Below are 26083 nucleotides of genomic sequence, written 5' to 3'. Positions count from 1 at the left end.
TATGGACACCTCACGGATCGTTGCCGCACTGCAGGGCGGGCTCGGGCGCAAGCTCGCGGCCCTCGCCCTCGTCGGTGTACTCGTCGCGGGCGCGGCCTTCGCGATCGCGCTGTTCCAGGGTGCGTTCACCAACACCGCCGTGGTGCTGGTCGACGCGCCACGCTCGGGCCTGGTGCTGGACCCCGACGCCAAGGTGAAGGTGCGTGGTGTCGAGATCGGCCGGGTCGCCGACATCGACCTGGCCGCCGACGGTGCGACCCTGCGGCTGGAACTCGACCCCGATCAGCTGAAGCTCGTACCCGACAATGCCGGGGTCGACATCCGCTCCACCACGGTGTTCGGCGCCAAATACGTCAATTTCATTGTCCCGGAACAGCCCTCGTCGAAGTCGCTGGCGCCGGGCAGCACCGTGTCGGCGAGCTCGGTGACCGTCGAGTTCAACACCCTGTTCCAGCACCTGTCCGATGTGCTCGCCCAGGTGGAGCCCGAGAAGCTGAACGCGACACTGACCGCGCTCGGTACCGCGCTCGAAGGGCGCGGTGACAAGTTCGGCGATCTGCTCGTCCGATCGGATCGCTATCTGCGCGAACTGAATCCGTACCTGCCCACGCTGCAGACGGATCTGGACAAGACCGCGCAGGTGACCGGGATCTACGCCGATGTCGCCGATCCGCTGTTGCGCACGGTCGACAATTCGACGGGCACCGCGCAGACCATCACCGAAATGCAGGGTCAGCTCGACAACGTGCTGGTGAATGTGATCGGCCTGTCCGATACGGCCGGAACTGTCCTGCGGGAGAACGAGAACGATCTGGTGACCGCACTCGACCTGCTGCGTCCTTCTACCGCGCTGCTGTACGACTACCGCGAATCGGTGAGCTGTGTGGTCAACGGACTCGGCACACTGATCCCGATCGCCGAGGACATGATGGGTGGTTTGCTGCCCGGTGTCGGCATGAACGCGAGCTTCATGCTCGGTGCCAAGCCCTACAGCTACCCGGACGACCTGCCCAAGGTGAACGCGACCGGAGGCCCGCGCTGTGAAGGCGTGCTGGACCGCGTCCCGGAGAGCCATTCGGACTACCTGGTGACCGACACCAGCGAAGGCGCGCCGTACGCACCGACCACGCGCCACGAATTCCACGGCATGCCTCGGGTATTCCAGCTGCTGCTGGACGGAATGCCGGGAGTGACACGGTGAAGAACACAGGGACGACGATCAAACTGGCGATCTTCACCGTGGTGATGACGCTGGTATTCGCCGGTCTGGCCATCGTTTTGAGTCAGGCGCGGTTCTCCAGCGAGAACGGCTATCGTGCGGTGTTCACCAGCTCCTCGGGCATGGTGCCCGGCGCCAAGGTGCGCATCGCCGGTGTGCCGGTGGGTTCGGTGACCTCGGTGAAGGTCGGCGACGACAACCTCGCGCATGTCGAGTTCGATGTCGACACCAAGTACGCGGTCCTGGCCAGTACCCGGGCGGCAATCAAGTACGAGAACCTGGTCGGCGACCGGTATCTGGAGCTGCTGGAGGGGCCGGGTTCGGCTCGCCGGCTTTCCGACGGTGACACCATCGGCCTCGAGCAGACCCAGCCCGCCCTCGACCTCGACCTGCTGCTCGGCGGATTCAAGCCGCTGCTGCGCGGGCTCGACCCGGCGCAGGTCAACGACCTCACCGAGGCGCTGCTGCAGATCTTCCAGGGGCAGGGTGGAACGCTCGTGTCGCTGCTCAACAGCGGCGGCGGCTTCGCCAAGACCCTGGCCGATCGCGACGCGCTGATCGGCAGTGTGATCGACAACCTGAACACCGTGCTCGCCACGGTCAGCGATCGCGGCGACCAATTCGCCACCACCATCGACGAACTGCAGCGCCTGGTCAGCGACCTGTCCGCGGAGCGCGATCCGATCGGCAACGCCTTGCCGAGGATCGCGGGCGCGACCAAGGAGGTCAACGACCTGCTGGTGCAGGCCCGTCCCGATCTGCGCTCCACGATCGAACAGACCGGTCGGCTCGCCACCAATCTGGACGAGGGATCCGACCACATCCAATGGGTGCTCGACAGACTGCCGGATACCTACAAGAAACTCATCCGGATCGGCGCCTACGGCTCCTTCCTCCAGCTCTACATCTGCGGTACCAACTTGTTGATCAGTGGCCCCGATGGCAAGCCGATGGAAGTCCACATGCCGGCGCTGCAGGTCACCGGAAGGTGTAAGCCCAATGAATGACGACAAGTCGCCCGCGGCGACGATCGGCATCGTCGGCGTGGTGCTGGCGCTGACGATCTCGCTCGCGACGCTGCAATTCACCGACCTGCCGTTCATCCGCTCGGGTGCGACCTTCACCGCGAACTTCCTCGACGCGGGCGGTCTCGTCCCCGGCGACCCGGTGCACGTGGCCGGTGTGCGCTCCGGCGAGGTACGGCAGGTGAGCCTCGACGGCGACAAGGTCCTGGTGAAATTCGACCTCGACGAGTCGATCGTGCTGGGGGAGAAGACGACCGCCGCGATCAAGACCAACACCGTGCTCGGCCGCAAATCGCTCGACGTGGTGCCGGACGGCCCCGGCGCCATCGGCGCGCGGGACACCATTCCGGTAGATCGGACCACCTCGCCCTATTCGCTCAACGAAGCACTGAGCGATCTCGGCGGTACGGTGCGTGACCTCGACCTGGAGCAGGTCGACCAGACCCTCGACACGCTGTCGGCGGCGTTCGCCGATACGCCCGGACCGCTGCGCAACGCGCTCGACGGTGTCACCGCGCTCTCCCGCAGCATCAACACCCGCGACCAGGCGCTGACCGACCTGCTGGCCAGGGCACAGAACGTCACCAAGATCCTGGCCGACCGCAGCACCCAGCTCAACACGCTGCTCATCGACGGCAACGCGCTACTCGGCGAGCTCGACCGGCGCCGGGCCGCGATCAACCAGCTCGTGGTGTACATCGACGATGTGGCCAAACAGCTTTCGGGCCTGGTCGCCGACAACGAGCCGCAGATGCGGCCGACGCTGGACCGCCTGAATTCGGTCCTCGCCCTGCTCCAGCGCAACAAGCAGAACCTCAACGACGCCCTCGACGGTCTCGGCCCCTACGCCGCCGCGCTCGGCGAGCAGGTCGGCAACGGGCCCTGGTTCAACGCCTACGTGGTGAACGCGACAAGTGTCGAGCTCCGTCCACTCGTCGACGCGCTGGTCTGGCCAGAACAATTGCCCCAGGACGTGATCGACATCTTCACCCACCCCAGGACGCCGTACATCGCTCCTGCCGAGGAGGACCCCCCGCGATGAGCTTGACCCAGCAGGTGCGCGGGTTGCCGCGCTGGACGATCGCGGTGGCGGTGGTGGTGATCGCGGCGCTGGTCGCGGTCGGCGTCTACCTCGTGACCGGAGTCGGAAAGAACACGGTGACCGCCTCGTTCACCTCGACCACCGGTCTGTACGCGGGCGACGAGGTGCGGGTACTCGGCGTCACCGTCGGCAGCATCGACTCCATCGAACCGGGCCGCGGCCAGGTTCAGGTGAAGATGAGCATCGACAGCGATATCGACCTGCCCGCCGACGCGCGCGCCGTCATCATCGCGCCGTCGTTGGTCTCGGCCCGGTTCGTGCAGCTCGCGCCCGCCTACAGCGGCGGCCCGAAACTGGCCGACGGAGCGCAGATTCCGCTCGAGCGCACCGCGGTGCCGGTGGAGTGGGACGAGATCAAGGCCGAGCTGACCAAACTGTCGGCGGCGCTCGGTCCGGTCGGTGACGACAAGCAGGGCTCCTTCGGCCGCTTCGTCGACACCGCGGCCCAGAACCTCGACGGCAACGGCCAGAAGTTCCGCGACACCCTGCGTGAACTATCGGCGACTCTGACCACCCTGTCCGACGGGCGGACCGACCTGTTCGCCACCATCCGCAACCTGCAGAAGTTCGTCGAGGTGCTCTCGGCGAGCAACGAGCAGATCGTGCAGTTCAGCGGCCGGCTCGCGTCGGTGTCGTCGGTGCTGGCCGGTGCGTCGGAAGAACTCGGCGCCGGTCTGGACAGTCTCGATGTGGCACTGGCCGATGTGAAGCGGTTCCTCGAGGGCACCGGTGGGGAGCTGACCGAGGGCGTCGAGCGACTCGCCGATGTCACCCAAACCCTGGTGGACAATCGGCCCGAGATCGAACGGGTGCTGCACTCCGGCCCCACGGCGATGGTGAACTTCTACCAGCTCTACAAACCGGCTCAGGGCTCGCTCACCGGCGCTGTCGCACTGAACAACACGGCCAATCCGCTCAGCTTCCTGTGCGGTTCGATCCGGGCCATCGAACACAACAACTCCGACAAATCCGCGGACCTGTGCGCGGAATTCCTTGCGCCCGTGATCAGTTCGCTCGCCATGAACTATGTGCCGATCATGACCAACCCGGCCAGCGGCGTCACCGCCTTCCCTGAGCAGTTGGTGTACAGCGACCCGAGCCTTGAAGGTGCGGTCCAGCAGGACCAGCCCCCCGGCGCGGCGCCGATCACCGTGCCCGAAGGCCTTGCGGGGCTTGCTATTCCAGGAGGACCGCGATGAGGCGGCGCATACTCGCCGGGCTGGCCGTCGGCGTCGCCGTGGCGCTCGGCACCACCGGCTGTCAGTTCGACGGGCTCAACTCGTTGCCCATGCCGGGCTCCGAAGGGCGGATGGACGGCTCCTACACGGTGCGCATCCAGATGCCCAATGTCACGACGCTGACCCGGAATTCGCCGGTTCGGGTGAACGACATCGAGGTCGGCAACGTCACCGGGATCGAGGTCGAAGGCTGGCATGCGCTGGTGACGGTCTCGCTCAATCCCGATGTGCGCCTGCCGGCCAACGCGGTCGCCAAGATCGGGCAGACCAGTCTGCTCGGCAGCAACCACGTCGAATTGGCCGCGCCGACAAGCGAACCGCCGGCCGGGCAGTTGCGGGGCGGCGATGTCATCCCGCTCGAACGGGCCGGTGCCTACCCGACCACCGAACAGGTGCTGTCGTCGCTGTCGGTGGTGCTCAACGGCGGCGGTATCGCCCAGCTCGAGACGATCACCACCGAGCTGAACGCGATGGTGAACGGCCGTGAGGACGAGATCGCCGACCTGCTCCCGCAGCTCAACGAGCTGACGACCGGGTTGCAGCGCCAGACCGGCAGCATCATCGCCGCGATGGAGGGTCTGGATCGGCTGGCGGTGAAACTGGCCGGTCAGCGTGAGGTGATCGCCGAGGCGATCGAGCAGATCCATCCCGCGCTCACCGCCCTGGCCGACCGATCGGCGAACATCGCCAGGGCGATCACGGCGCTCGGTGAGCTCGGTGACGTCAGCGAACGACTGATCAAGACCAGCGGCGACGACCTGGTGGCCAACCTGCGCAGTCTCGGCCCCGTGCTGCAGACGCTGGCCGACACCGGAACCAACCTGATCCAGGCGCTCGGCATCCTGCCGACCTTCCCGTTCCCGATCAGGAATATCGACAACGCGATCATGGGCGACTACCTGAATCTGTTCATCACCTTCGACCTGACCGCCAGCCGCCTCGACAGCAACTGGCTCACCGGTACGCCGCTCGGCGGTCGCTTCGGCGGTGTCGAGGGTGTGGTCGGCTCGTTCGCGCCGTCGACCGCGACGGATGCCGGTGACCCGGCCACCGCGCCGATGGCGCCCGCACCGGCCCCCGCGCCCGCCATCCCCGGGCTACCGTCCATTCCCGGCCTGCCCGCCATCCCCGGTATCACCGCGCCGCTGCCCGGCCAGGAAGGGGCGGGTCGATGAAACTCACCCGGTTCGTGCGAGCCCAGCTCGCGATCTTCGCGGTGCTCACCGTGATCGGTCTGGTCGTGATGAGCGGCAGCTACCTGCATGTTCCCGCGATGTTCGGCATCGGTCGGTACGCGGTGACGGTGCAGCTCGCCGCCACCGGCGGGCTCTACCCGACGGCCAATGTGTCCTACCGGGGCCAGAACATCGGCAAGGTGGAGGCGGTGCGGCTCACGCCCGCGGGCGTCGAGGCGGACCTGTCGATCGACAGCGACTACAAGGTCCCCGCCGATTCGAGCGCCTGGGTGCGCAGTGTCTCGGCGATCGGCGAGCAGTACGTCGACCTCGTGCCGAGCGAACAGCCCGCCGACGGACACCTGCGCGACGGCTCGGTGATCCCGGTGCAGCGCACCCACTTGCCGCAGGACGTCGGCGCGATGCTCGATCAAGCCGACAAGTTGCTCGCCACCGTCGCCGACACCCGCCTGCGCCAGGTGATCGACGAGGCGTTCCTGGCGTTCAACGGCGCCGGACCCGACCTGCAACGGTTCATCGACTCCGCGGCGCTGCTGATCCAGCAGGCCGAGACCGACATCGAACCGACCAAGAAGCTGCTCGACCAGATCGGCCCGCTGCTCGACACCCAGATCGAGTCCGAGGCCGATATCCGTTCCTGGACAAACGATCTCGCAACGATCACCGACCAGCTCCGCGAAAGCGACCCGACGCTGCGAAACCTGTTGAACAACGGCCCTTCCGCGATGGAGGTGGTGAACAAGCAGTTCCAGGATCTGCGTCCCACCCTGCCGCTGCTGGCGCGAAACCTGGTGAGCCTCGGGCAGGTCGGCGTGACGTACAACGCCAGCGTGGAACAACTTCTGGTCGTCTTCCCACCGTTGATCGCGGCGCTGCGCACCGCCATCCGCGGCCCGGCCAAGTACGGCGTGATGGTCGACTTCATGACCGTGCTCAACGACCCGCCCGCCTGCACCACCGGCTTCCTGCCCGCGGAGCAGTGGCGCCAGCCCAGCGAGCTGACGCCCATGGACACCCCGCCCGGGCTGTACTGCAAGGTCCCGCAGGACTCGAACATCGCGGTCCGCGGCATCCGCAACACCCCGTGCATGGAGTTCCCCGGCCGCCGCGCACCCACCCCCGAACTGTGTCGGACCGGGTTCGTGCCCGAGGGCAACAACCCGCCGTTCGGCGAGGTCGAGCCGGTCGCTCCGGCGTCCGCACCGGCAGGCGCATCGACGGGCGCTGTGACGCCCGCCGCAGCGCGCCCCTATGATCCGTCGACGGGTACGTACCTGGGAACAGATGGACGCACCTACCGCCAAGGTGACATCGCCACCGATGGTTCGGGCACCGTTCCGGCCAGCTGGCAGGCGATGTTGGAGGAGCAGCAACGATGAACGACAACGACAACCGCCGCCCGCGTCGCCGGGCAGCACGCTCGGCCGGGCCACCGGTCGAGGAGAAGGCGGCCGTGACGGTGGCCGTGAGTAAGAGCGAATCCGTATCACCAGCCGCTGAGGCCGCCGAGTCGGCGGACACGGTGAAGTTCACGAAGGGCGCCGCCGCACCAACGGTGAAGTTCGGCAAGGATGCCGTCGAGCCCGCCGCCCCGACCGAGAAGATCGACAAGGACGCCGTCGATTCGTCCGCTCCGACCGTGAAGTTCACCGGCGGCATCGCGCAGTCCGAGGACGCGGCGGTGCCGAGCGTTCCCGACGCGGAGAAGAAGTCGCGCGTGCGTCGCGTCCTCGCCGTCGCGGCGGCGGCCGTCCTCGTGCTCGCGCTCATGGTCGGCGCGGGGGTCTCCGCTGTCGCCGCGTTCACGACCGACGCCGAAGAGGACCTGCGTGCGGAGTACACCGAGACCGCACGTCAGGCCGTGCTGAACCTGACGACCATCCGCGCCGAATCCGCCAAGGAAGACATCGACCGCATCCTTGCCGTGGCATCGGGCGACTTCAAGTCCGAGTTCGACGGTCGAGTCGACCCGTTCATGGATGTCGTCAAGCAGGCCAACGTGGTGTCCAACGGCAGCGTTGTCGAGTCGGCCATCGTCTCGGCCGACCTCGAATCCGCGCAGGTGCTCGTCGCCGCCAAGCAGACGGTGACCAACAACGGTTCGCCCGAACCCCAATCGCGTCAGTACCGATTCCGCATCACCGTGAGCAACGGTGAGACGGGCATGACCGTGTCGAAAGTGGAGTTCGTCGGATGAGCCGCAGAAGCGCACAGATCATTTTCGGCGTCCTCGCCGTCTTCGGCCTGATCGCCGCCGCCGTGCTCGGTGTCAGCGGCTACCAGCTGTGGGAGCACGACCGCACCGAGCAGGCCCGCGGCGAGGCGATGAGCACGGCGAGCCGCACGGTGAGCGCCATGTTCAGCTATGAACACGTCACGGTCGACACCGAGCTGCCCAAGGCCGCCGACGGCCTGAGCGAGTCGTTCCGCAACGACTACCTGCGGCTCATCGAGGAAGCCATCGCGCCCGGCGCCAAGGAGAAGCAGCTCACGGTCAAGGCGACAACGCAGGCCGAAGGCGTGATCTCCGCCGAACCCGAGCACGCGGTGGTGCTGCTGTACCTGAATCAGGTGACCACGAGCAAGGACGCGCCGCAGGGCACCGCCTCGGGCAGTCGCGTCCGGGTCTCGCTGGACAAGACCGGCGATCGCTGGCTGGTTTCCCAGGTCACGCCGGTCTGAGTCCTAACGGCTGGTGTCGGGGTAGTTGTCGTCGTCCTCGCTGAGTAGCGCGGAGCCGGCGACATTGCCCTGGGAGAGGGCGTCGAGGAAGGCGCGGGCCCAGCGGTCCACGTCGTGGGTGAGGACCTGGCGGCGCATGGAGCGCATGCGGCGGCGTTTGGTGTCGCGGTCGTCGTCGAGGGCGCCGACGATCGCGTCCTTCACGCTGTCCAGGTCGTGCGGGTTGCACAGGTAGGACTGCCGCAATTCGGCTGCCGCACCGGTGAATTCGCTGAGGACCAGGGCACCGTTGAGGTCGCTGTGGCAGGCCACGTACTCCTTGGCGACCAGGTTCATGCCGTCACGCAGCGGGGTGACGAGCATGGCGTCGGCGGCCACGAAGAAGGCGATCAGCTCGTCGCGGGGGATCGGCCGGTGCAGGTAGTGCACCACCGGGTAGCCGACGCGGGCGAATTCGCCGTTGATCCGGCCCACCTGGCGTTCGATGTCGCCGCGCATCTTGATGTAGCTCTGTACGCGCTCACGCGACGGCGTGGCCAGCTGGACCATCACTGTCTCGGCCGGGTCGACGCGGCCCTCCTCCAGGAGCTCCTGGAGGGCATTGAGGCGGATGTCGATGCCCTTGGTGTAGTCGAGGCGGTCGACACCGAGCATGATGTTCTTGGGGTTGCCCAGTTCGGCGCGGATCTTGGCCGCGCGCTCACGCACCGACCGGCGTCGTGAGTGCTCGTCGAGTTCGGCGGAATCGATCGAGATCGGGAACGCGCCGACGCGCACCGTGCGGAAACCGACCTGGACCACACCCAGCTTCGACCGCACCCCGATGGTGCCCCGCGAGGTGGGCTGACCGGCCAGCCTGCGGGCCAGGTACAGGAAGTTCTGCGCGCCACCGGGCAGATGGAAACCGATCAGGTCGGCGCCGAGCAGGCCCTCGACGATCTCGGTGCGCCACGGCATCTGCATGAACAGCTCGACCGGTGGGAACGGGATGTGCAGGAAGAACCCGATCGTCAGATCCGGGCGCAGCATGCGAAGCATCTTCGGCACCAGCTGCAGCTGGTAGTCCTGCACCCAGACCGTCGCGCCCTCGGCGGCCACCTTCGCGGTCTCCTCGGCGAAGCGCCGGTTGACCTCCACATAGGCCGCCCACCAGGCCCGGTCGTACACGGGCCGCACGATCACGTCGTGGTACAGCGGCCACAGCGTGCCGTTGGAGAACCCCTCGTAGTAGTCCTCCACCTCCTGCGACGACAGCGGCACCGGATACAGCTCGAGCCCGTCCTCGATGATCGGCTCGACGTCGACATCGGGCACCCCGGCCCAGCCGACCCAGGCGCCTTTGTTGCTGCGCAGTACCGGTTCCAGCGCGGTCACCAGACCGCCGGGGCTGCGCTTCCACCGGGTGGTGCCGTCGGGCAGTTTCTCGAGGTCGACCGGGAGCCGGTTGGCGACGACGACGAATCCCGATCCCGCACCCGAGGGTGCCACGGGTTCTTCGGACGGACGGTCGTTGGACTGTTCATCGATCATCTGGTCCACTCACGCATCCTTTGCGTCGCAGGGTGCCGTTTTGAGGTTGTAGTAGGTGGTTGTTCAGCTGGGGCCGATGCCGAGCATCGACAGCAGCATGCGGCACTCGTCGGCGTCCTCGGCATATGCCGCGACCACGCGCTGCGCCTGACGAGCGGTCTCGTCGGCCAGCGGCTCGAGCTCGTCGTCGGCGATGTCGTTGGCGGTGCTCTTCGCGGCCATAGTGGTTCGTCCTCCCGGTTTTCCAACGCTCTTCGTGCGAGTAGTCAATAGTATCGGGCGCCGGTTACCGTGGATTGGTTCGTCAACCCGACCGAAAGGTTTCCCCATGCCACTGGCCACGGTGAACGGCATCGCACTGAACTATCAGGTCAAGGGCGACCGTACCAAGGGCACCGACGTCAAGGGCGGCGGTCCGCTGGTGGTGTTGATCATGGGAACCGGTTCCCCCGGACGCGTCTGGGAGCTGCACCAGGTGCCCGCGCTGGTCGCGGCCGGATACCGGGTCTGCACCTTCGACAACCGCGGCATCGCGCCGTCCTACGAGGCCGCGGGCGGTATGCGCATCGAGGAGCTGGTCGCCGACACCGCCGCGCTCATCGAACTCCTCGACGAGGGTCCCGCGCTGGTCGCCGGCACGTCGATGGGTGCGCGGGTGGCCCAGGAACTGGCCCTCGCCCGCCCCGATCTCGTGCGCAAGGCCGTGTTCATGGCCGGGCACGGCCGTCTCGACCAGTTCCAGAAGACCCTGTCGGCCGGTGAGCAGGACCTCGACGCCTCGGGTGTGCAGCTGCCCGCCAAGTTCGAGGCGGCCGTCACCGCGGTGATGAACCTGTCGCCCGCCACCATGGCCGACCGCAACGCCGCCCGCGACTGGCTCGACCTGTTCGAATTCACCGGCGGACCGGCCACCGCGGGCATCCGCGCCCAGCGCGCCATGGACCACGACTTCGACCGCGTGGCCGCCTACCGCGCGATCACCGTGCCCTGTCTGGCGATCGGTTTCGCCGACGACCGGATGATTCCCCCGTACCTGTCGCGCGAGGTCGCCGAGGCCATCCCCGGCGCCCGGTACCAGGAAATCCCCGACGCGGGTCATTTCGGCTACCTCGAACGGCCCGAGGCCGTGAACAAGATCCTGCTCGATTTCTTCGCGAGCTGAGGTAACCGCCTACGCGTAACGTATGGCTTGCTAGGGTCGACACAACGCTCGGGGCTTGCCGGCCTCAGCGATCCCGTACACAGCGCCAGTATCCAGTGAGGTGAAATGAGCACCAACCCCTTCGACGACGAGGACGGCCGCTTCTTCGTTCTGGTCAACGATGAAGAGCAGCACTCCCTGTGGCCCGCGTTCGCGGAGGTCCCGGCGGGTTGGCGTGTCGTGTTCGGCGAAGAAAGCCGGGCCGCGTGCGTCGAGTACGTCGAGAAGAACTGGACCGACATGCGTCCCAAGAGCCTGCGCGACGCCATGGCCGCCGACGACGCCGCCCGCGCCCAGTCCTGACCGGTACCTTCCGAATACTGCGCCGGGACCGCTCGCTGGGCGTCCCCGCGTGACACCGAACTCGGTGTCACGCGGCGGACGTGTCCGGCTATGATGGTCGCTGCCCTCCGGGGACCCGCCTCCTTAGCTCAGTGGTAGAGCACCGCTCTTGTAAAGCGAAGGTCGTCAGTTCAATCCTGACAGGGGGCTCTCTAAGCCCTGACCCGAAGTTCGGGTCAGGGCTTTTTCGTGCGGCATCGCTCGACAGTCCGACTGTCTGTCTACTGTGAAATGGTGAGCTCGTCCTGATTCATCGGTGCGGTAGCAACGGGATGGAGGATCGGCGTGGCTGTTTACGAGGTGGGGCATCGGTCGGCTGTGGTGAGTGGGGCGGGGTCGGGGATCGGGCGGGCGGTGGCGCTCGGGCTGGCGGGCAACGGGGCGTCGGTGGTGGTGTTCGATCTGAACGAGGGGGCGGCGCGGGAGGTTGCCGACGAGATCGTGGTCAACGGGGGGACTGCGGTGGCTTTGGCCGGTGATGCGGCTGATCCGAGGGATGTAGCCAGGAGTGTTGCCGCAGCACAGGAAATGTTGCCGTTGGGGATCGCTGTGAACAATGCGGGGATCACGGGGGAGCGCAACGCGATCGGTGATTATTCGATCGAGGGGTGGCGCAAGGTGATGGCGGTGAATCTCGATTCCGTCTTCTACGGAATGCGCGAGCAATTGCCAGTGCTCGCGGCGAACGGTGGCGGGGCGATCGTGAATATGGCCTCGATCCTCGCCAGCGTCGGAAATCCCGAATACGCCGGATATGTCATCGCCAAGCACGCGCTGCTCGGCCTGACGAAGAACGGTGCGCTCGAATACGCGCGGCAGAATGTCCGTGTGAACGCCGTCGGACCCGGCTACATCCGCACCCCGCTCCTGGCCGACGATCCCGAAACCACCAAGTTCCTGGAAGACAAGCATCCGATCGGCCGCCTCGGCACGCCGGAAGAGGTCGCCAACCTGGTCCTGTTCCTCGCCAGCGACGCCGCCAGTTTCATCACCGGCAGCTATCACCTCGTCGACGGCGGCTACACCGCGCAGTGAAAGTGCCTGCCTACCAAGCCGACTGGTTTTGATCGGCGGCCGCTCGGGCGATGAGGTTTTGGAGCTCGTTGGTCAAGCGGTCGGAGGTCAGGGGGTGGGCTGAGACTCGGGTGGCGTCGCGAAGGAGATAGCGGCCGTCGTCGGTGTAGTCGATGACCTGGAGTGTTGTGCCACCTTCTTGCCATCCGTCCAGGGCGGGGCCCTTGTCGACGCGGAATTCGGCGTAGGTGCGGAACGGGCGTTCGAGGAACGCCAGGGCGTGTTCGGCCGGAGTACGACGGGTGGCGTAAGGGTCTGGGGTGGTGGTGAATTCGTCGCGGTGCAGGTCGAAACCCTGGCTTGTGCCCGGCGGAACCGTCGGCAGGATGGAGATCAGCCGCTGGGTCACGGCGTGGGCGGGGCGCAGGGAGATGAGGATATTGCCGCCCTGGCCGTATTCGGGGCCGGGGAGTTGAGCCGCGACGGTACCGATGGTGGACTCGGTTGTCGCACACGCTCGGACCATGCGGGTCCGGCCGTCGAAACGGTGACCGAACAATTCGATGCGAATCTCCGGATGCGCCAAGGCGTGCAGGGCGTGGTACAGCGACTCGTCGTCGCCGATCTTGGCGATGAGGGAGTCTGCGGCGATGCGGCATTCCCGGTCGAACTCGGCCTGGGTTTCCACACCCGCGGTGAAGGTCAGCGGCCACGGCATGCGGTCGCGGCCGAGAGTTTCCCAGGCGACCCAGAATTCGAACTGGGTGAGCTCCCAGTTGTCGGTCATGCGTCCCCACCGATGACCGGCGGGACGTGCGCCCGGTCCGGACCGAGCAATTCCTCGTGCACGCCGCGCAGATAGTCGGGAGCACCGTGTTCGTTCTCGTCGTCCTTGCCGCCGCGCGCACCCGGTGCGCCCATGCCGCCCATACCGGGCATCCCCGCCCGGCCGGCCGACCCGCCTGCGGACGCGGCGAGCTTCTGGCCTGCTCCGGCGCCGGGGGCGGCACCGCCTGCGCCGGGGAGCGAGCTGCCCGCGCCGGGAACGCTCGGGCTTCCGCCGCCCGCACCTGCACCCGCGCCTGCGCCGCCGCCTGAGCCCAGGCCGTTCGGGGTGGTGCCTGCGGACGTGGTTGCGGCTGGGTTCGTCGCCGGGGTGGAGGCGGGTGTGGTGTCCTCGGGTGTCGTGGCGGCGGGTTCCTCCGTCGACGATGCGGAATCGTCGCCGCTGTCCTCGTCGTCGCCCGGCTCGGTCGTTGTCGGGTCTTCCGGCTCGGTGGTCGTGTTCGCCGGGTTCGTACCCGGGGTTCCACCGGTGTTGTTGTTGTCGCCGTTGGTGATTCCGCTGCCGGGGCCGTCGCCGGGATCGCCGTTCCCCGGGTTGTCCTGCTGCGGTTTGGACGGTCCCGGCACCTTGGGGACCTGGGTGTCGGACTGCTGGGCAACCGGCTGGTAGACGGTTCGCATGACTTCACGGGCGGCTGCCTGCGCGGCTTCCGCCCGGCCGGCGCTTGCGCTATCGATGACCTTCCCGGTGGCGGGCGAGAGAACCGACACCAGAATCCCCAATTTGCTGTCGCCCTGGTCGTCGGACTCGTGCGGGACCGAGTACTTCACCTGCTGAAAGCCCGACCGTGCCTCGTCCATCTTGTTGGCGATCAGCTTGGCGGCCTGATCGACCTTGTGGATATCCGCGAGATACGCCTTGGTACTGGCCAGCGCCTGAGTGGCAGCGCTACCCGCCCATCCACGCTCCATCTCCTTGCTGATGTTGTCGTGGAAGGCGGTCGCTTTGGCTGTCGTGTCGTTGGCCAACTGGGTCCAGCCTTGAATGCTTGTACTCATCTGGCCGATGTCGATCGACTCGACGAACTGCATGATGCGGGAATGCGACATGTCGGTGAAAGATTCCATCACGGGCGGCACGACCTGCTGGGTGTACTCACCGGAGAAACCCGAGGCCAGGGCCTGGTTCTCGCCGTAGATGCGGTTCCGCTCCTTGTTTCCGTCGGCCTGCGCGTCCAGTTCGGACTGCGCCGGCGCGATATCGGAATCGAACAGTGAGCCGACGCGATCCGTGGCCGCGCGTAGATTCGACAGTCCGGTCATAAAAGCTACGAACGGCATGGTTCCCCCAGTAGTCAGTCGAGCTTGTTGGTCTGCTGCATGATCGCCAGTTGAGAGGCTTCGTCGCAGTTTTTGAATGCGGCACCGGCTTTGCGGTACATATCGGCCATTTGGGTAAGGATCTCGATGTGTTGGGTTACCGCATCCAAGTAGGATCCGCTTCCCGGCCCGCCCTCCGCGAGGTCGGCAAACTTCTTCCCGAGGGTACGGAGTGGAAGGGCTGCGCGTGGCGGGGCGGCGATCACTTCATCTCGTTCATGTCCACCGTCTACACCATCGAAGAGATTCGCGCTAACGATCGATACCACGACTTCAAAGATGTCACGGTAGGTGACCGAAAAGCCCTGCGATTCACAATCGGCGACGAAGCAGTTCCGGTCGAGTGCGAAATTGCCGTGGAAACGCAGCAGGGCCGCGCGCTCATCAACGCCACAAAGTTCGTGGACAGTAAGTCGACTATCGACCCATGTGTCCTTGCCGAGGATGCTGCCCCACACTTCATCGATTACGTCCCGCAGTAGACGCCCTCTGCCGAAAGGAGCCTACTGCCATGACTAACGCTGCCGCACAGGAATTTCAGCGACTGGCTGGTGAAGCCGCCGACGGGCGCTTGATAATCGAATCCGACGCTGCTGAGCGTTGCGCGAAGTGGTGCGAGGACTACATCACCGACCTGCGGACACTCTCCCTGCGCACCCGAAGGATGGTCGACGCCGACTCGTTCGGCGACCTCAATTCCGCAGGCGAGAGCACGAGCGCAACGCCCACCCCCACGGCGATCCCCACCAGTCGCATCGTCTCTCCTCTTCGCGCAGAACCACTCGATGTCTTTAGACGCACGCCGACCCATTCCGGTTCCATTGCTGACCAACCCCTCGAGTTGACGGGCCGACGCTGTCAGCCTCCCGCGGCCCGCGAGCGTTGCGGCTGGGCCGGGCGACGTAAAGCCGCTCGCCCACCGTATCCACGGTGTCCGTATCGGCGGCGACCGAGTTTTCGCCGTGGCGGTGCCCGTTGGCACGGGCACCGATCGGGATCAGGCGGGGACGTTGGCTCCGTAGCCCAGGTCGCGGAGGGCGGCTTTGATCTTGGACTGGGCTTCGTCGAGGGATTCGGGGGTGGGGGAGTTGTCGGCTCCGGAGATGTCGAAGTCGCCCATGGAGTAGGCGGGGAAGACGTGGGTGTGCAGGTGGGGGACCTCGAGGCCGGCGATGAGGAGGCCGGCGCGTGGGGCGTCGAAGGCAGCGCGGACGGCCTGGCCGATCTTCTGGGCGACGGCCATCAGGCGGGCCATCACGTCGGGGTCGATGTCTTGCCACTGGTCGATCTCGGCGCGGGGCACCACGAGGGTGTGGCCCTGGGTGACGGGGGCGATGGTGAGGAAGGCGACGAATTCGTCGTCCTCCCAGACGAACCGACCCGGAATCTGACCTGCGATGATCGCGCTGAAAACGGATGCCATAGAGCGAGCCTAATCTGCCCTCTGGCACCCCCGACTGCTGCCGTCGAGAGCGAGTGGTCACCTCCCGCTGCTCTCTGCCACGCCCAACATCGACCTGCGACGTGCCCCGGCGGATCGACCCTGAGCATCGCCTGACGGGTCGAGGGTCGTGCATTACAGTTCACGGGCGAACGGACACCTCTACGTTACACATTGGTGAATGAGAACTGGGCGAACGGAAATACGGAGTATCGGCATAACGATGGAACAGTCTGATCGCCAGCGGCCACCTCTGCCGATGGTTTGGAAAATTCCGATGTCGGTGGCCACGGTCGCAACGCTCGCTAGCTGCGCCTGGTTGTCGTGGGCGTGCTACAAGGTTTTCGATGATGACGAGGTCAAGTTTTGGGCAGGGGCGGTCGCTGTCGTTCCGATCGTGGTGTGGCTCGTATCGACGATCATTTCTGCCATGCGGTATTCGGGGTGGTGGCGCTGGAGTTCGGTTCTGCCGTTGTGCGTGATCATCACCATGTTGCTGATCGAGTTCTATGTACCTGGTCGAATCGGCTGGCAGATGGCGCGAGGTGATATGGAACGTGCCGCAGCCGAATGTGAAAGATTGGGCGCCCAATACAGGAATGCGGCGTCCGGCGATCCTGCCGCGCCGATCGGGCAGTACGAATTCCATCGTATAGAAGACGCGCCGGACGGAGAATGCGAGTTTCATTTTCCGAAGGGCTATCAGGGTGTTGGCAACGGGTTTATTTATATCCCCTCCGGCCGAAATCCGGATGGAATCGGCAGTGGTGATACAAATTATGTCCACTTGGGTGGATACTGGTATTACTACAAGTGAGTCACACGGCGACGTAGTGGGACAGGATGCCCTGTACCTCGTAGATGTCGACCTGGCGGTTGAAGCGTTGCTTCACCGGTTCGTGGCTGCCGCTGAGCCAGATGTAGAGCTCGGCGTCGAGGTCGAAGGTGCCCGCGGTTTCGACGGCGAAGTGGGTGATCGAGCGGTACGGGATGCTGTGGTAGCTGACTTTGCGGCCGGTGACGCCCTGTTTGTCGATCATGATGAGGCGGCGGTTGGTGAACAGCATCGCGTCGCGGACCAGGAGGTATGCGGCGTACACCTGCTCGCCCTGGCCGAAGAGTTTGGCGTATTCCTGCTGGGCGGCGGCGGGGTCGATGCGACCCGCGTTGCCCATCATGCCGTCGAGTAGTCCCACGATCGTCCCCCGGTTCCGCTGTTGGTTCCATTGTGGCCCAGCGGAACCCGGTTCGGCCAGGGTGAACGGTGGTGGACGGGCGGATGTCGGGATCAGGGGGTCGCGAGTGGGCGCGCGGCGGCGCGACTAATCTGTGGCGGTGCGCGTACTCGTCATCGGTTCCGGAGCCCGTGAACATGCCCTCGTCCTGGCGCTGCGTCGGGATCCGTCGGTGACGGCGGTGATCGCCGCCCCCGGCAATCCCGGTATCGGCCAGCAGGCCGAGCTGCGACCCGTCGATCCCTGCTCGGCCGAGGACGTGACCGCGCTGGCCCGGGAGGTCGCGGCCGACCTGGTGGTGATCGGGCCCGAGGTGCCGCTGGTGCTCGGTGTGGCCGACGCGGTGCGCGCGGCCGGGATCCCCGTGTTCGGCCCGTCGGCCGACGCGGCACGGATCGAAGGGTCCAAGGCGTTCGCCAAGGATGTGATGGCGGCGGCCGGTGTGCGGACGGCGCACAGCGAGATCGTCGACAACCCAGCCGACCTGGATGCCGCGCTCGACCGTTTCGGCCCCACCTGGGTGGTCAAGGACGACGGCCTGGCGGCGGGCAAGGGTGTTGTGGTGACCGCCGATCGCCGGGCCGCCCGCGATCACGGTGCCGAGCTGCTCGAGCAGGGGCATCCGGTGCTGCTGGAGTCGTTCCTCGACGGGCCGGAGGTTTCGCTGTTCTGCCTGGTCGACGGCGAGACCGTGGTGCCGCTGCTGCCCGCGCAGGACCACAAGCGCGTCGGTGACGGCGACGCGGGCCCCAACACCGGCGGCATGGGCGCCTACACCCCGCTGCCGTGGCTGCCCGCCGAGACGCTCACCGAGATCGTCGACGATGTCGTGAAGCCCGTTGCGGCCGAACTGGTTCGGCGCGGCAGCGGTTTCTCCGGGCTGCTGTACGCCGGCCTGGCGATCGGCACCAACGGTCCCGCCGTCGTCGAATTCAATTGCCGCTTCGGTGATCCCGAGACCCAGGCGGTGCTCGCGCTGCTCGACAGCCCGTTCGCCGAGCTGCTGCACGCCACCGCCACCGGCCGCCTCGCCGAGGTCGAACCGCCGCGCTGGAAGGACGGTTCGGCCATCACGGTCGTGCTCGCCGCCGAGAACTACCCCGCCCGTCCCCGCACCGGCGATGTGATCACCGGCGCCGAGGAAGGCGCCCTCGACGGTGACACCCTCGTCCTGCACGCGGGCACGGCCCTGCGCGAGGACAAGGCACTGGTCTCCGCGGGTGGCCGCGTTCTCAATGTCGTCGGCATCGGCGAGGACCTGGCCGAGGCCCGCGAACGCGCCTACGCCCGCCTCGCCAAGATCAAGCTCCCCGGCAGCCACTTCCGCACCGACATCGGCGCCACGGAAGTCGTTGTCCCGGAACGGAAGCGGTAACCGGTCAGGTCAGGCTGAGCCCGTGACGGGCCAGCCAGGCCTGCGGGTCCACGTGCTGGCCGTTCTGGACGATCTCGAAGTGCAGGTGGGGGCCGGTGGAGTCGCCCCGGTTGCCGATGCGGGCGATCTGCATACCCGCGGGGACGCGTTCGCCCGGGGAGACGAAGAAGTCGTACATGTGGCCGTAGATGCTGATGGTTCCGTCGTCGTGGCGGATACGGACCCACAGGCCGAAGCCCTGGGCGGGGCCCGCCTCGACGACGGTGCCGTCGGCGACGGCGTAGATGGGGCTGCCGATGGGGCCCGCGATGTCGATGCCGCGGTGCATGGTGCCCCAGCGTGAGCCGAAACCTGAGGTGAACAGGCCCTTGGCAGGCAGGCTGAAACCGCCCGTCGACGGGGTGCTCGAACCGGGAACCATGACGCCGGGCACCACGGGGGCGCGCTCACCCATCCAGTCCTGCCACTGTCCCGACGACGCGGCCGCCGCCTCGGCCTTGGCGCGTTCCAGGGTGGCGCGGGCCGCCGCGGCGACCACCGCGGCCTCGCGACGCTTCTCACCGTTGTCGATGGCGACGAGCAGGCGGCGCACCGACTGCGGGTTGGGCGGGATCTGCGGGGGATAGGCGATGGCGACCCGCTGGGCCTCACCCGGTGCCAGCGGTCGGTCGACGAGCCCGCCGAACTGCCCGTCCGAAGCCACGAGCACCGCGACCACCACGACGCCCGCGATGAGCACACGCCGCTCGACGAGCACCGCACGCACCCGCTCGCTGCTCGGCCTGCGCGACCACAGTTCCGTCGCCTGCCGAGAAGGCCGCTCCCAGAACACTTTCCGAACGTCACCGCGCCGCAGATCGGCCGCGATCTCCCCGAGTACGGGATACTTGCCGACCCACGCCGCCACTCGATCCCGCACCGGAACCTGCGCAGGCAGATGCTCGCGCCAATTGGCGCGCAGGACAAGGCCGTTCACATTCGAACGACGCGGACGTGAGGTGCCCGACCTGTTCGGTGTGTCGTCGACGGATGCGGTGTCGCGGTCGGGCTCGCGCACCTCACCCGACGCGAGTCCGTCCACCTCGGTCCGCCTCATACCGCCCCCACGACCCTGTCCCGGCGCCACGCTTCCAGTGGCGTCGGTGCCTGCGTATTCGCTGTCGGAGCCATTGTGCCGACCATATCTGTGCAGGCGCGCGATCGGGTGATCTACCGTCTCTCGGGTGTCCACAGAATCGCTACGGTCGACCATTCCTCCCTTCTACGTGATGGACGTGTGGAAGGCGGCCGCCGAACGCGCCAGGTCGCACGGTGATGTGCTGGTACTCGCGGCGGGGCAGCCGTCGACCCAGGCGCCCGCGCCGGTGTTGCGGGCGACACGTGCGGCGATCGACCACGAGCTGCTCGGGTACACCGAGACGTTCGGGATCCTGCCGCTGCGCGAGGCCATCGCGGGCCATCACAGCGAGACCTACGGCTACGACGTGCACCCCGACGAGGTGGTGGTGACCACCGGATCGTCGGGCGCGTTCACGCTGATCTTCCTTGCCGCCTTCGACGTGGGCGACACCGTCGTGGTCGCCCGGCCGGGCTACCCGGCCTACCGCAACACCCTCACCGCCCTCGGCTGCCGGGTCGTCGAGCTGGACTGCGGCCCGCAGACCCGCTTCCAGCCGACAGTGGCGATGCTCGAGGCGCTACCCGAACCGCCCGCGGGGCTGGTGCTGGCGAGCCCGGCGAATCCGACCGGGACCATGATCGACCCGGCGGAACTGGCCGCCATCGCCCGCTGGTGCGAAACGCGCGGCACGCTGCTGATCTCCGACGAGATCTACCACGGCATCACCTACGCGGGCGCGAGCACGCCGACGTCCTCGGCCTGGGAGTTCTCCCGCGACGCGGTGGTGATCGGGTCGGTGTCGAAGTACTTCTCGATGACCGGATGGCGGTTGGGCTGGATGCTCGCGCCGGCGCACCTGCGTCCCGCGTTGCAGCGGCTGGCGTCGAACATGACCGTGTGCCCGCCCGCGATCTCGCAGTACGCGGCGGTGCACGCCTTCGGGCCCGAGGCCAAGGACGAACTCGACGGGCACGTGCGCCGGTACGCGACCAATCGGGCGTTGCTGTTGGAGGGTTTGCCCGCGCTCGGCATCACCGATCTGGCGCCCGCCGACGGCGCCTTCTACGCCTACGCGGATATCGGTCATTTGACCAGTAATTCACTGGAGTGGTGCGCGCGGGTTCTCGCCGAAACCGGAGTGGCGGTGGCACCGGGTCTGGACTTCGATACCGAGCGCGGTCTTCGCACGATTCGCTTTTCCTTCGCAGGCGCCACAAACGACATTTCCGCAGCGCTGGACCGGTTGTCAACGGTGATGTCCCCCAACAACTTTCCCTAGTACGAACACATCGGTGCCGGGATACGGTAAAACTCAGATATCCCGAATTCCCAGCGTTTCCCCGATGACGATTGCGCACGGTTGAACTGATGATGACTGGCACGATGGCACGGTGACCACCGCGACGACTCCGAAAGGCGAACGACGTCGCCAGGCTCTGGTGGCGGCGGCGGCTGAACTGTTGCTCGAAGGCGGCTTCGACGCCGTGCGACATCGTTCGGTGGCCTCGAGAGCCGATCTTCCCCTCGCGTCCACCACCTACTACTTCGCCTCACTGGAAGATCTGATCGCCAGCGCCGTCGAGTTCAGCGGCGCCCGTGAACTCGACGCGATGCGCCGCCGCGTCGGCGATGTGAGCCACCGCAGGCGCGGCACCGAGGCGACCGTCGACCTGGTGCTCGACCTGCTGGTCGGCCCCGACGACAGCGATCTCGACGCCCGCGGCCAACTGATCGCCCGCTACGAGCGGTCGGTCGCCTCCGCGCGGCACCCCGAGCTACGCGAGGTGCAGCTACGACTACGCACCCAGCTCGAAGACCTGCTCGCCGACGTGTTGCGCCGCTCCGACCGGGTGGTGCGCCCCGAGCAGTTACGCAGGCTCGTCGCCGTCGTCGACGGTGCCGTCGTCGCCGCGCTGATCGAGGGACACCCCGAACCGCGCCGCCCCGCCCGAGCCGGATTGCTCGAGATGATCGACATCGTGGCCCCGCCCGTGGTGCCCAACATGATGCCCCAGCAGGGCGAACGGGTCAGGCAACTAGACTGAGTGCTCGTGAGCCTCGTCCCGAATGTCCTCGCCACCCGATACGCCAGCCCGGAGCTCGTCGCGCTCTGGTCGCCCGAGAACAAGATCGTGCTCGAGCGCAAGCTGTGGCTCGAGGTGCTGCGCGCCCAGTCGCAGCTCGGGATCGACGTTCCCGCAGGGGTGGTCGAGGACTACGAGCGGGTCATCGACCACGTGGACCTGGCCTCGATCGCCGAGCGCGAGCGGGTCACCCGTCACGATGTGAAGGCCCGCATCGAGGAGTTCAACGCGCTGGCCGGCCACGAGCACGTGCACAAGGGCATGACCAGCCGCGACCTCACCGAGAACGTGGAGCAGCTGCAGATCCGGCTCTCGCTCGAACACGTCTACGACCACGGTGTCGCCATCGCCGCGCGGCTCGGTGAGCGGGCCGCCGAGTACCAGGCGCTGGTGATGGCGGGCCGCTCGCACAATGTCGCCGCGCAGGCCACCACGCTCGGCAAGCGTTTCGCCTCCGCCGCCGACGAGGTGCTCGTCGCGCTCACCCGGCTGCGCGAGCTGATCGATCGCTACCCGTTGCGCGGCATCAAGGGCCCGATGGGCACCGCCCAGGACATGCTCGACCTGCTCGACGGTGACGCGGGCAAGCTCGCCGCCCTCGAACAGCAGGTGGCCACCCACCTCGGTTTCAAGAACGTCTTCACCAGCGTGGGCCAGGTGTACCCGCGCTCGCTCGACCACGACGTGCTCTCGGCGCTGGTGCAGCTGGGTGCCGGGCCGTCGTCGTTCGCGCACACGATCCGCCTGATGGCGGGCCACGAGCTGGTCACCGAAGGGTTCCAGCCGGGTCAGGTGGGCTCGTCGGCCATGCCGCACAAGATGAACACCCGGTCCTGTGAGCGGGTGAACGGTCTGCAGGTGGTGCTGCGCGGCTACGGCTCGATGGCCGCCGAACTGGCGGGCGCGCAGTGGAACGAGGGCGACGTGTTCTGCTCGGTGGTGCGTCGCGTCGCGCTGCCCGATGCCTTCTTCGCCATCGACGGGCAGATGGAGACGTTCCTGACCGTGCTCGCCGAGTTCGGCGCCTACCCGGCCGTCGTCTCGCGCGAACTCGACCGGTACCTGCCGTTCCTGGCCACCACGCGCATCCTGATGGCGGCGGTGCGGGCCGGTGTCGGCCGTGAGACCGCGCACGAGGTCATCAAGGAGCACGCGGTCGCCGTCGCCCTGGCCATGCGTGAGCAGGGACGCGAACCCGATCTGCTCGATCGGCTCGCCGCCGACGAGCGGATGCCGCTCGACCGCGCCGCCCTCGACGCCGCGCTGGCCGACAAGTCCGCGTTCATCGGTGCGGCCACCGATCAGGTGTCCGAGGTGATCGCCCAGGTGCAGAAGCTGGTCGAGGCCAACCCGGAGGCCGCGCGGTACACGCCCTCGCCGATTCTGTAGAGCCGTGCGCGTGAGCCCGCCACTGCCCGCCCTGCGGCGGCGGTGGCGGGCTCTCGTGCGTTTTCGATACCGTGCGCGGATGAATCCGTACACGATCTTCTCCGACATCGTCGCCGGTCGGGCGCCCGCTTCCAAGGTGTACGAGGACGATGATGTGCTGGCGTTCATGGATATTCGTCCTGTGACGCCCGGCCATGTGCTCGTGGTGCCCAAGGTGGCCGCGCCCAGCCTTGCCGAACTCGATCCGGTGTTGGGCGGCAAGCTGTTTCAGGTGGGACAGCGGATCGCGGCGGCCCTGCGTGACAGCGAGGTGGCCGCCGACGGCGTGAATTTCTTTCTCGCCGACGGTGTTACGGCCGGCCAAGAGGTATTCCACGTGCACCTGCACGTCATTCCGAGAACGCCCGGTGACGGCTTCGGATTGCGCGCACGACCCACCTCGCCCGCGCGCGCCGATCTGGATTATCTCGCCGGCTCGATCCGGGGCGCTCTTACCCGCTGACCTGCGATTTCGGACGAAGCGGGCAATACATACCCAAAAGTTTGCCGAAGAAACGCCCAAATCGCCGAATGCTTCCTCGACGTTCATCGGTGGGTTACTTTGGACTGTCATTGGCATGCGGTTATGGAGGGTAGATCGTGCGTCGTTCAGGTGTTGCTGCTTCAGTGCTGGCATTCGCCATCGCGTTCATCGGTCCGGGCGTTCTGCAGCCCGCACCCGCCGCGGCCGCGGACATCGTCGGGGAGCGTGTGCTCACCCCGAACCGCACCGCGATCACCGTCACCTCGCCCGCGATGGGGCGCAATATCGAGCTGCAGGTTCTGCACCCGGCGGGTGGCGGAGCGCGCGGTACGTACTACCTGCTCGACGGCCTCGATCCGGGCATCGGCCAGAGCACCTGGACCAATGCCACCGACGCCGAGGCGTTCTTCCGTGGCAAGCACGTGAACGTGGTGCTGCCGATGGGCGGACAGGCCAGCTACTACACCGACTGGATCGCCGACGACCCGCGTTTCGGCCGGTACAAGTGGGAAACGTTCCTCACCCGTGAACTGCCCGGCCTGATCGACGCCCGCTTCGACGGCAACGGCGTGAACGCCATCGGTGGCCTGTCGATGGGCGGCAACGCGGCCTACATCCTGGCCGCCCGCAACCCCGGCCTCTACCGGGCCGTCGCAGGCTACAGCGCGTGCCCCGACATGGGCATGGCGGCGGGCGCGATGATGTTCTCCATCACCAACCGCGGTGGTAACCCGCTCAATATGTGGGGTGCGCCGGGCAGCCCCGAATGGGCGGCACACGACCCCGCCCAGCTGCTCGACAACCTGCGCGGCAAGGCGCTGTACATGTCGACCGGCACCGGTATCCCCGGCCACCACGAGGCCCAGCTCAAGCCTCAGCTGCCGGAGAACATCGTTCTCGGCGGTCCCATCGAGGTCGGCGTCAACGGTTGCATGGCCTCCTTCGGCCAGCGTCTGGCCGCCGCGGGCATCGGGGCCGACATCGACTACCACCCCGTCGGCACCCACTCCTGGGGCTACTGGCAGGACGCCCTGCACCACTCCTGGCCCACCATCGGGCCCGCTCTCGGGGCCTAGCGGGTCGAGCGGCGGCGCAGCAATGCGCCGCCCGCCACCGCCAGGATCGAAAGCACCACGGCGACAAGGACGTAACCGGCGGGGAAGCCGAGGATTTCGACGTACTCCTTCTCGACTACGCGGTCGCGCACGGTGGCGTCGGTGTCGGCCGGGGCGAAAGTGAAGTCGGAGGTGATGGCGGCGGGCCGGGGGATGGAGACCGACAGTTCGGTCAGGTAGGTCTTGCCCGCGGCGAGCGCGATCAGATCGGGGTCGGTGAGAGCGCTCACGGGTGAAGCGAATTCGGTCGTGGTGAATTGGGATTCGGTGTCGGCGTCGGTACGGGTGAGGCGGTGGTCGCCGAAGACGTAGAGGTGTACCGATTGGGGAGTGGTCGCCGCCGCCGACATGCGCATCGGGTAGACGAGGCGATCGGAATCGAAGGTGAGGCGCACCGGGTCGAGGGCGCCGTCGAGGGGTTCGGGGCTGGTGAGCCGCATGGCGACGAACGACCAGCCTTCGCGCAGATACGGCTCGAGGGTGGCGCTCACCTCCGGCCGCAGCTGATAGCCGTTGGTGGACAACCACTCCCGCACACCGGTGAGGTCGCCGCCGCGTAGCGTCGTCGCCTCGAGCGGACCCAGTCGCACCTGGCCGAGCACTTCCGGCCCGGAACCCGGTGCGCCGGCGGAGGATTCGTATCTGTCGCTGTCGAACCAGTAGCGGTCGACGACCACCTCCGGCGCGGTGAGTCGCGACAACTCGGTGAACGACGCGGCACTACCGGCCGACACCGTGGCAGGAGTGGGGGTCGGCACGATGAGCGCCGCATCGGCGCCGGTGAACCGCATCCCCAACCGCATCAGAATGGTTTCGCGTCGACCGTCCCAACCGAGCACGGCGGTCTCACTGTCCACCCGCGCCGAGCCGTCGCCGCTCACCACCCCGCCACACGCACACGCCACCGCGGGCGCGACGACAACCGAACCGGAAGCCAGCAGCAGCGCACCGGCGACAACAAGCGAACGAACCGTCCCGCGAATCCCCATGCGAGCAGGTTACGGACCTCACCCCGAGCCGCCATCCGCAGAAATACTCACCGCACGGAGCGGGGCGGATCCCGGTGACGGCCGAGTTGGCGGGCCG

The 26083-nt window shown here is 67.1% G+C and carries 27 protein-coding genes and 1 tRNA gene; 20 read left to right on the top strand and 8 right to left on the bottom strand.

The genetic code is table 11. The features are described from left to right. Nucleotide 1 precedes the first annotated feature (1 nt). From ACSVDM_RS20835 to ACSVDM_RS20800, 8 genes are read left to right on the top strand one after another with little or no spacing between them, the layout of a single operon-like run. Complete coding sequence (locus tag ACSVDM_RS20835) at nt 2-1201, top strand: MCE family protein (RefSeq protein ID WP_067492285.1); 1200 nt, start codon at nt 2-4, stop codon at nt 1199-1201. Further along, the gene (locus ACSVDM_RS20830) at nt 1198-2226 is read left to right on the top strand and encodes an MCE family protein (RefSeq protein WP_439267143.1); all 1029 of its coding nucleotides are present in this window, start codon (nt 1198-1200) and stop codon (nt 2224-2226) included. The genes ACSVDM_RS20835 and ACSVDM_RS20830 overlap by 4 nt, the downstream gene beginning before the upstream one ends. After that, nucleotides 2219-3286 carry an MCE family protein gene (locus tag ACSVDM_RS20825; protein WP_439267141.1) on the top strand — a complete coding sequence of 356 codons (1068 nt, stop codon included), beginning with the start codon at nt 2219-2221 and terminating at the stop codon, nt 3284-3286. Before ACSVDM_RS20830 ends, ACSVDM_RS20825 begins: the two co-directional genes overlap by 8 nt. Continuing rightward, complete coding sequence (locus tag ACSVDM_RS20820) at nt 3283-4545, top strand: MCE family protein (RefSeq protein ID WP_439267139.1); 1263 nt, start codon at nt 3283-3285, stop codon at nt 4543-4545. Before ACSVDM_RS20825 ends, ACSVDM_RS20820 begins: the two co-directional genes overlap by 4 nt. Continuing rightward, on the top strand, nt 4542-5759 hold the full coding sequence (locus ACSVDM_RS20815; protein ID WP_439267137.1) for an MCE family protein: 1218 nt from the start codon (nt 4542-4544) through the stop codon (nt 5757-5759). Before ACSVDM_RS20820 ends, ACSVDM_RS20815 begins: the two co-directional genes overlap by 4 nt. After that, complete coding sequence (locus ACSVDM_RS20810) at nt 5756-7159, top strand: MCE family protein (protein ID WP_067640731.1); 1404 nt, start codon at nt 5756-5758, stop codon at nt 7157-7159. Before ACSVDM_RS20815 ends, ACSVDM_RS20810 begins: the two co-directional genes overlap by 4 nt. Further along, the gene (locus tag ACSVDM_RS20805) at nt 7156-7977 is read left to right on the top strand and encodes a hypothetical protein (RefSeq protein ID WP_439267135.1); all 822 of its coding nucleotides are present in this window, start codon (nt 7156-7158) and stop codon (nt 7975-7977) included. The genes ACSVDM_RS20810 and ACSVDM_RS20805 overlap by 4 nt, the downstream gene beginning before the upstream one ends. Next, nucleotides 7974-8462 carry a h domain protein gene (locus ACSVDM_RS20800; RefSeq protein WP_067492291.1) on the top strand — a complete coding sequence of 163 codons (489 nt, stop codon included), beginning with the start codon at nt 7974-7976 and terminating at the stop codon, nt 8460-8462. Before ACSVDM_RS20805 ends, ACSVDM_RS20800 begins: the two co-directional genes overlap by 4 nt. A 3-nt stretch (nt 8463-8465) precedes the next feature. On the opposite strand, the gene ACSVDM_RS20795 is transcribed toward ACSVDM_RS20800, so the two are convergent. Both ACSVDM_RS20795 and ACSVDM_RS20790 read right to left on the bottom strand, forming a co-directional pair. Beyond that, nucleotides 8466-9992, bottom strand: coding sequence for an alpha,alpha-trehalose-phosphate synthase (UDP-forming) (locus ACSVDM_RS20795; protein ID WP_067492313.1), 1527 nt, complete (start codon nt 9990-9992; stop codon nt 8466-8468). Between the two features lie 63 nt (nt 9993-10055). After that, entirely contained in the window at nt 10056-10214 is a 159-nt protein-coding gene (locus tag ACSVDM_RS20790) for a hypothetical protein (protein WP_166655756.1), read from the bottom strand. A 106-nt stretch (nt 10215-10320) separates the two neighbouring features. Here ACSVDM_RS20790 and ACSVDM_RS20785 point away from each other — a divergent pair, with 106 nt between their 5' ends. From ACSVDM_RS20785 to ACSVDM_RS20770, 4 genes are all read left to right on the top strand, one after another. Further along, nucleotides 10321-11154 carry an alpha/beta fold hydrolase gene (locus tag ACSVDM_RS20785; RefSeq protein ID WP_067640735.1) on the top strand — a complete coding sequence of 278 codons (834 nt, stop codon included), beginning with the start codon at nt 10321-10323 and terminating at the stop codon, nt 11152-11154. A 105-nt stretch (nt 11155-11259) separates the two neighbouring features. Beyond that, a complete protein-coding gene (locus tag ACSVDM_RS20780; protein ID WP_022565839.1) occupies nt 11260-11496 on the top strand; it encodes an MbtH family protein in 237 nt (78 codons plus the stop codon). A gap of 117 nt (nt 11497-11613) precedes the next feature. Beyond that, nucleotides 11614-11685, top strand: a tRNA-Thr gene (locus ACSVDM_RS20775). Nucleotides 11686-11820: 135 nt separating this feature from the next. Then, nucleotides 11821-12570 carry an SDR family NAD(P)-dependent oxidoreductase gene (locus ACSVDM_RS20770; RefSeq protein ID WP_439267132.1) on the top strand — a complete coding sequence of 250 codons (750 nt, stop codon included), beginning with the start codon at nt 11821-11823 and terminating at the stop codon, nt 12568-12570. A gap of 10 nt (nt 12571-12580) precedes the next feature. Here the strand turns inward: ACSVDM_RS20770 and ACSVDM_RS20765 are convergent, their stop codons facing one another. Together ACSVDM_RS20765 and ACSVDM_RS20760 are read right to left on the bottom strand one after the other, a co-directional pair. Next, nucleotides 12581-13336, bottom strand: a complete 756-nt coding sequence (locus ACSVDM_RS20765; RefSeq protein ID WP_439267131.1) for an ESX secretion-associated protein EspG — start codon at nt 13334-13336, stop codon at nt 12581-12583. Continuing rightward, a complete protein-coding gene (locus tag ACSVDM_RS20760) occupies nt 13333-14658 on the bottom strand; it encodes a PPE domain-containing protein (protein WP_439267129.1) in 1326 nt (441 codons plus the stop codon). Before ACSVDM_RS20760 ends, ACSVDM_RS20765 begins: the two co-directional genes overlap by 4 nt. A gap of 275 nt (nt 14659-14933) precedes the next feature. Here ACSVDM_RS20760 and ACSVDM_RS20755 point away from each other — a divergent pair, with 275 nt between their 5' ends. Then, the gene (locus tag ACSVDM_RS20755) at nt 14934-15197 is read left to right on the top strand and encodes a DUF3558 family protein (RefSeq protein WP_439267214.1); all 264 of its coding nucleotides are present in this window, start codon (nt 14934-14936) and stop codon (nt 15195-15197) included. A gap of 515 nt (nt 15198-15712) precedes the next feature. Here ACSVDM_RS20755 and ACSVDM_RS20750 read toward each other — a convergent pair. Next, nucleotides 15713-16138 (bottom strand): HIT family protein, encoded by a 426-nt coding sequence (locus tag ACSVDM_RS20750; protein ID WP_439267127.1) that lies wholly within the window; start codon nt 16136-16138, stop codon nt 15713-15715. A gap of 241 nt (nt 16139-16379) precedes the next feature. Between ACSVDM_RS20750 and ACSVDM_RS20745 the strand changes: the two genes are divergently transcribed. After that, the gene (locus ACSVDM_RS20745) at nt 16380-16973 is read left to right on the top strand and encodes a hypothetical protein (RefSeq protein ID WP_439267126.1); all 594 of its coding nucleotides are present in this window, start codon (nt 16380-16382) and stop codon (nt 16971-16973) included. Nucleotide 16974: 1 nt separating this feature from the next. On the opposite strand, the gene ACSVDM_RS20740 is transcribed toward ACSVDM_RS20745, so the two are convergent. After that, on the bottom strand, nt 16975-17352 hold the full coding sequence (locus ACSVDM_RS20740; protein WP_372462209.1) for a PH domain-containing protein: 378 nt from the start codon (nt 17350-17352) through the stop codon (nt 16975-16977). A 139-nt stretch (nt 17353-17491) separates the two neighbouring features. Here ACSVDM_RS20740 and purD point away from each other — a divergent pair, with 139 nt between their 5' ends. Then, complete coding sequence (purD, locus tag ACSVDM_RS20735; RefSeq protein ID WP_439267124.1) at nt 17492-18766, top strand: phosphoribosylamine--glycine ligase; 1275 nt, start codon at nt 17492-17494, stop codon at nt 18764-18766. A 4-nt stretch (nt 18767-18770) separates the two neighbouring features. Here purD and ACSVDM_RS20730 read toward each other — a convergent pair whose 3' ends face one another. Beyond that, nucleotides 18771-19862, bottom strand: coding sequence for a M23 family metallopeptidase (locus tag ACSVDM_RS20730; protein ID WP_439267122.1), 1092 nt, complete (start codon nt 19860-19862; stop codon nt 18771-18773). Between the two features lie 127 nt (nt 19863-19989). Between ACSVDM_RS20730 and ACSVDM_RS20725 the strand changes: the two genes are divergently transcribed. The 5 genes from ACSVDM_RS20725 (at nt 19990) to ACSVDM_RS20705 (ending at nt 24958) form a co-directional block, all read left to right on the top strand. Further along, entirely contained in the window at nt 19990-21165 is a 1176-nt protein-coding gene (locus tag ACSVDM_RS20725) for a pyridoxal phosphate-dependent aminotransferase (RefSeq protein ID WP_439267120.1), read from the top strand. A gap of 112 nt (nt 21166-21277) precedes the next feature. Beyond that, nucleotides 21278-21931 (top strand): TetR/AcrR family transcriptional regulator, encoded by a 654-nt coding sequence (locus ACSVDM_RS20720; RefSeq protein WP_067492301.1) that lies wholly within the window; start codon nt 21278-21280, stop codon nt 21929-21931. 6 nt (nt 21932-21937) lie between these two features. Further along, nucleotides 21938-23359, top strand: a complete 1422-nt coding sequence (gene purB, locus ACSVDM_RS20715) for an adenylosuccinate lyase (protein WP_067640863.1) — start codon at nt 21938-21940, stop codon at nt 23357-23359. Nucleotides 23360-23438: 79 nt separating this feature from the next. Next, nucleotides 23439-23861: an HIT family protein gene (locus ACSVDM_RS20710; protein ID WP_067492302.1), complete on the top strand. Its 423-nt coding sequence runs from the start codon at nt 23439-23441 to the stop codon at nt 23859-23861. Between the two features lie 164 nt (nt 23862-24025). Next, complete coding sequence (locus ACSVDM_RS20705) at nt 24026-24958, top strand: alpha/beta hydrolase (protein WP_243749833.1); 933 nt, start codon at nt 24026-24028, stop codon at nt 24956-24958. On the opposite strand, the gene ACSVDM_RS20700 is transcribed toward ACSVDM_RS20705, so the two are convergent. After that, nucleotides 24955-25986: a DUF2330 domain-containing protein gene (locus ACSVDM_RS20700; RefSeq protein ID WP_439267117.1), complete on the bottom strand. Its 1032-nt coding sequence runs from the start codon at nt 25984-25986 to the stop codon at nt 24955-24957. The two genes, ACSVDM_RS20705 and ACSVDM_RS20700, sit on opposite strands and share 4 nt — an antisense overlap. Between the last annotated feature and the right edge of the window lie 97 nt (nt 25987-26083).

The sequence above is a fragment of the Nocardia sp. JW2 genome, assembly GCF_051843015.1.
GTDB classification, from domain to species: Bacteria; Actinomycetota; Actinomycetes; order Mycobacteriales; family Mycobacteriaceae; genus Nocardia; species Nocardia coubleae.
Note: the sequence above shows the minus strand (reverse complement) of the source record. Positions and strands in the feature narration are given on the sequence as shown.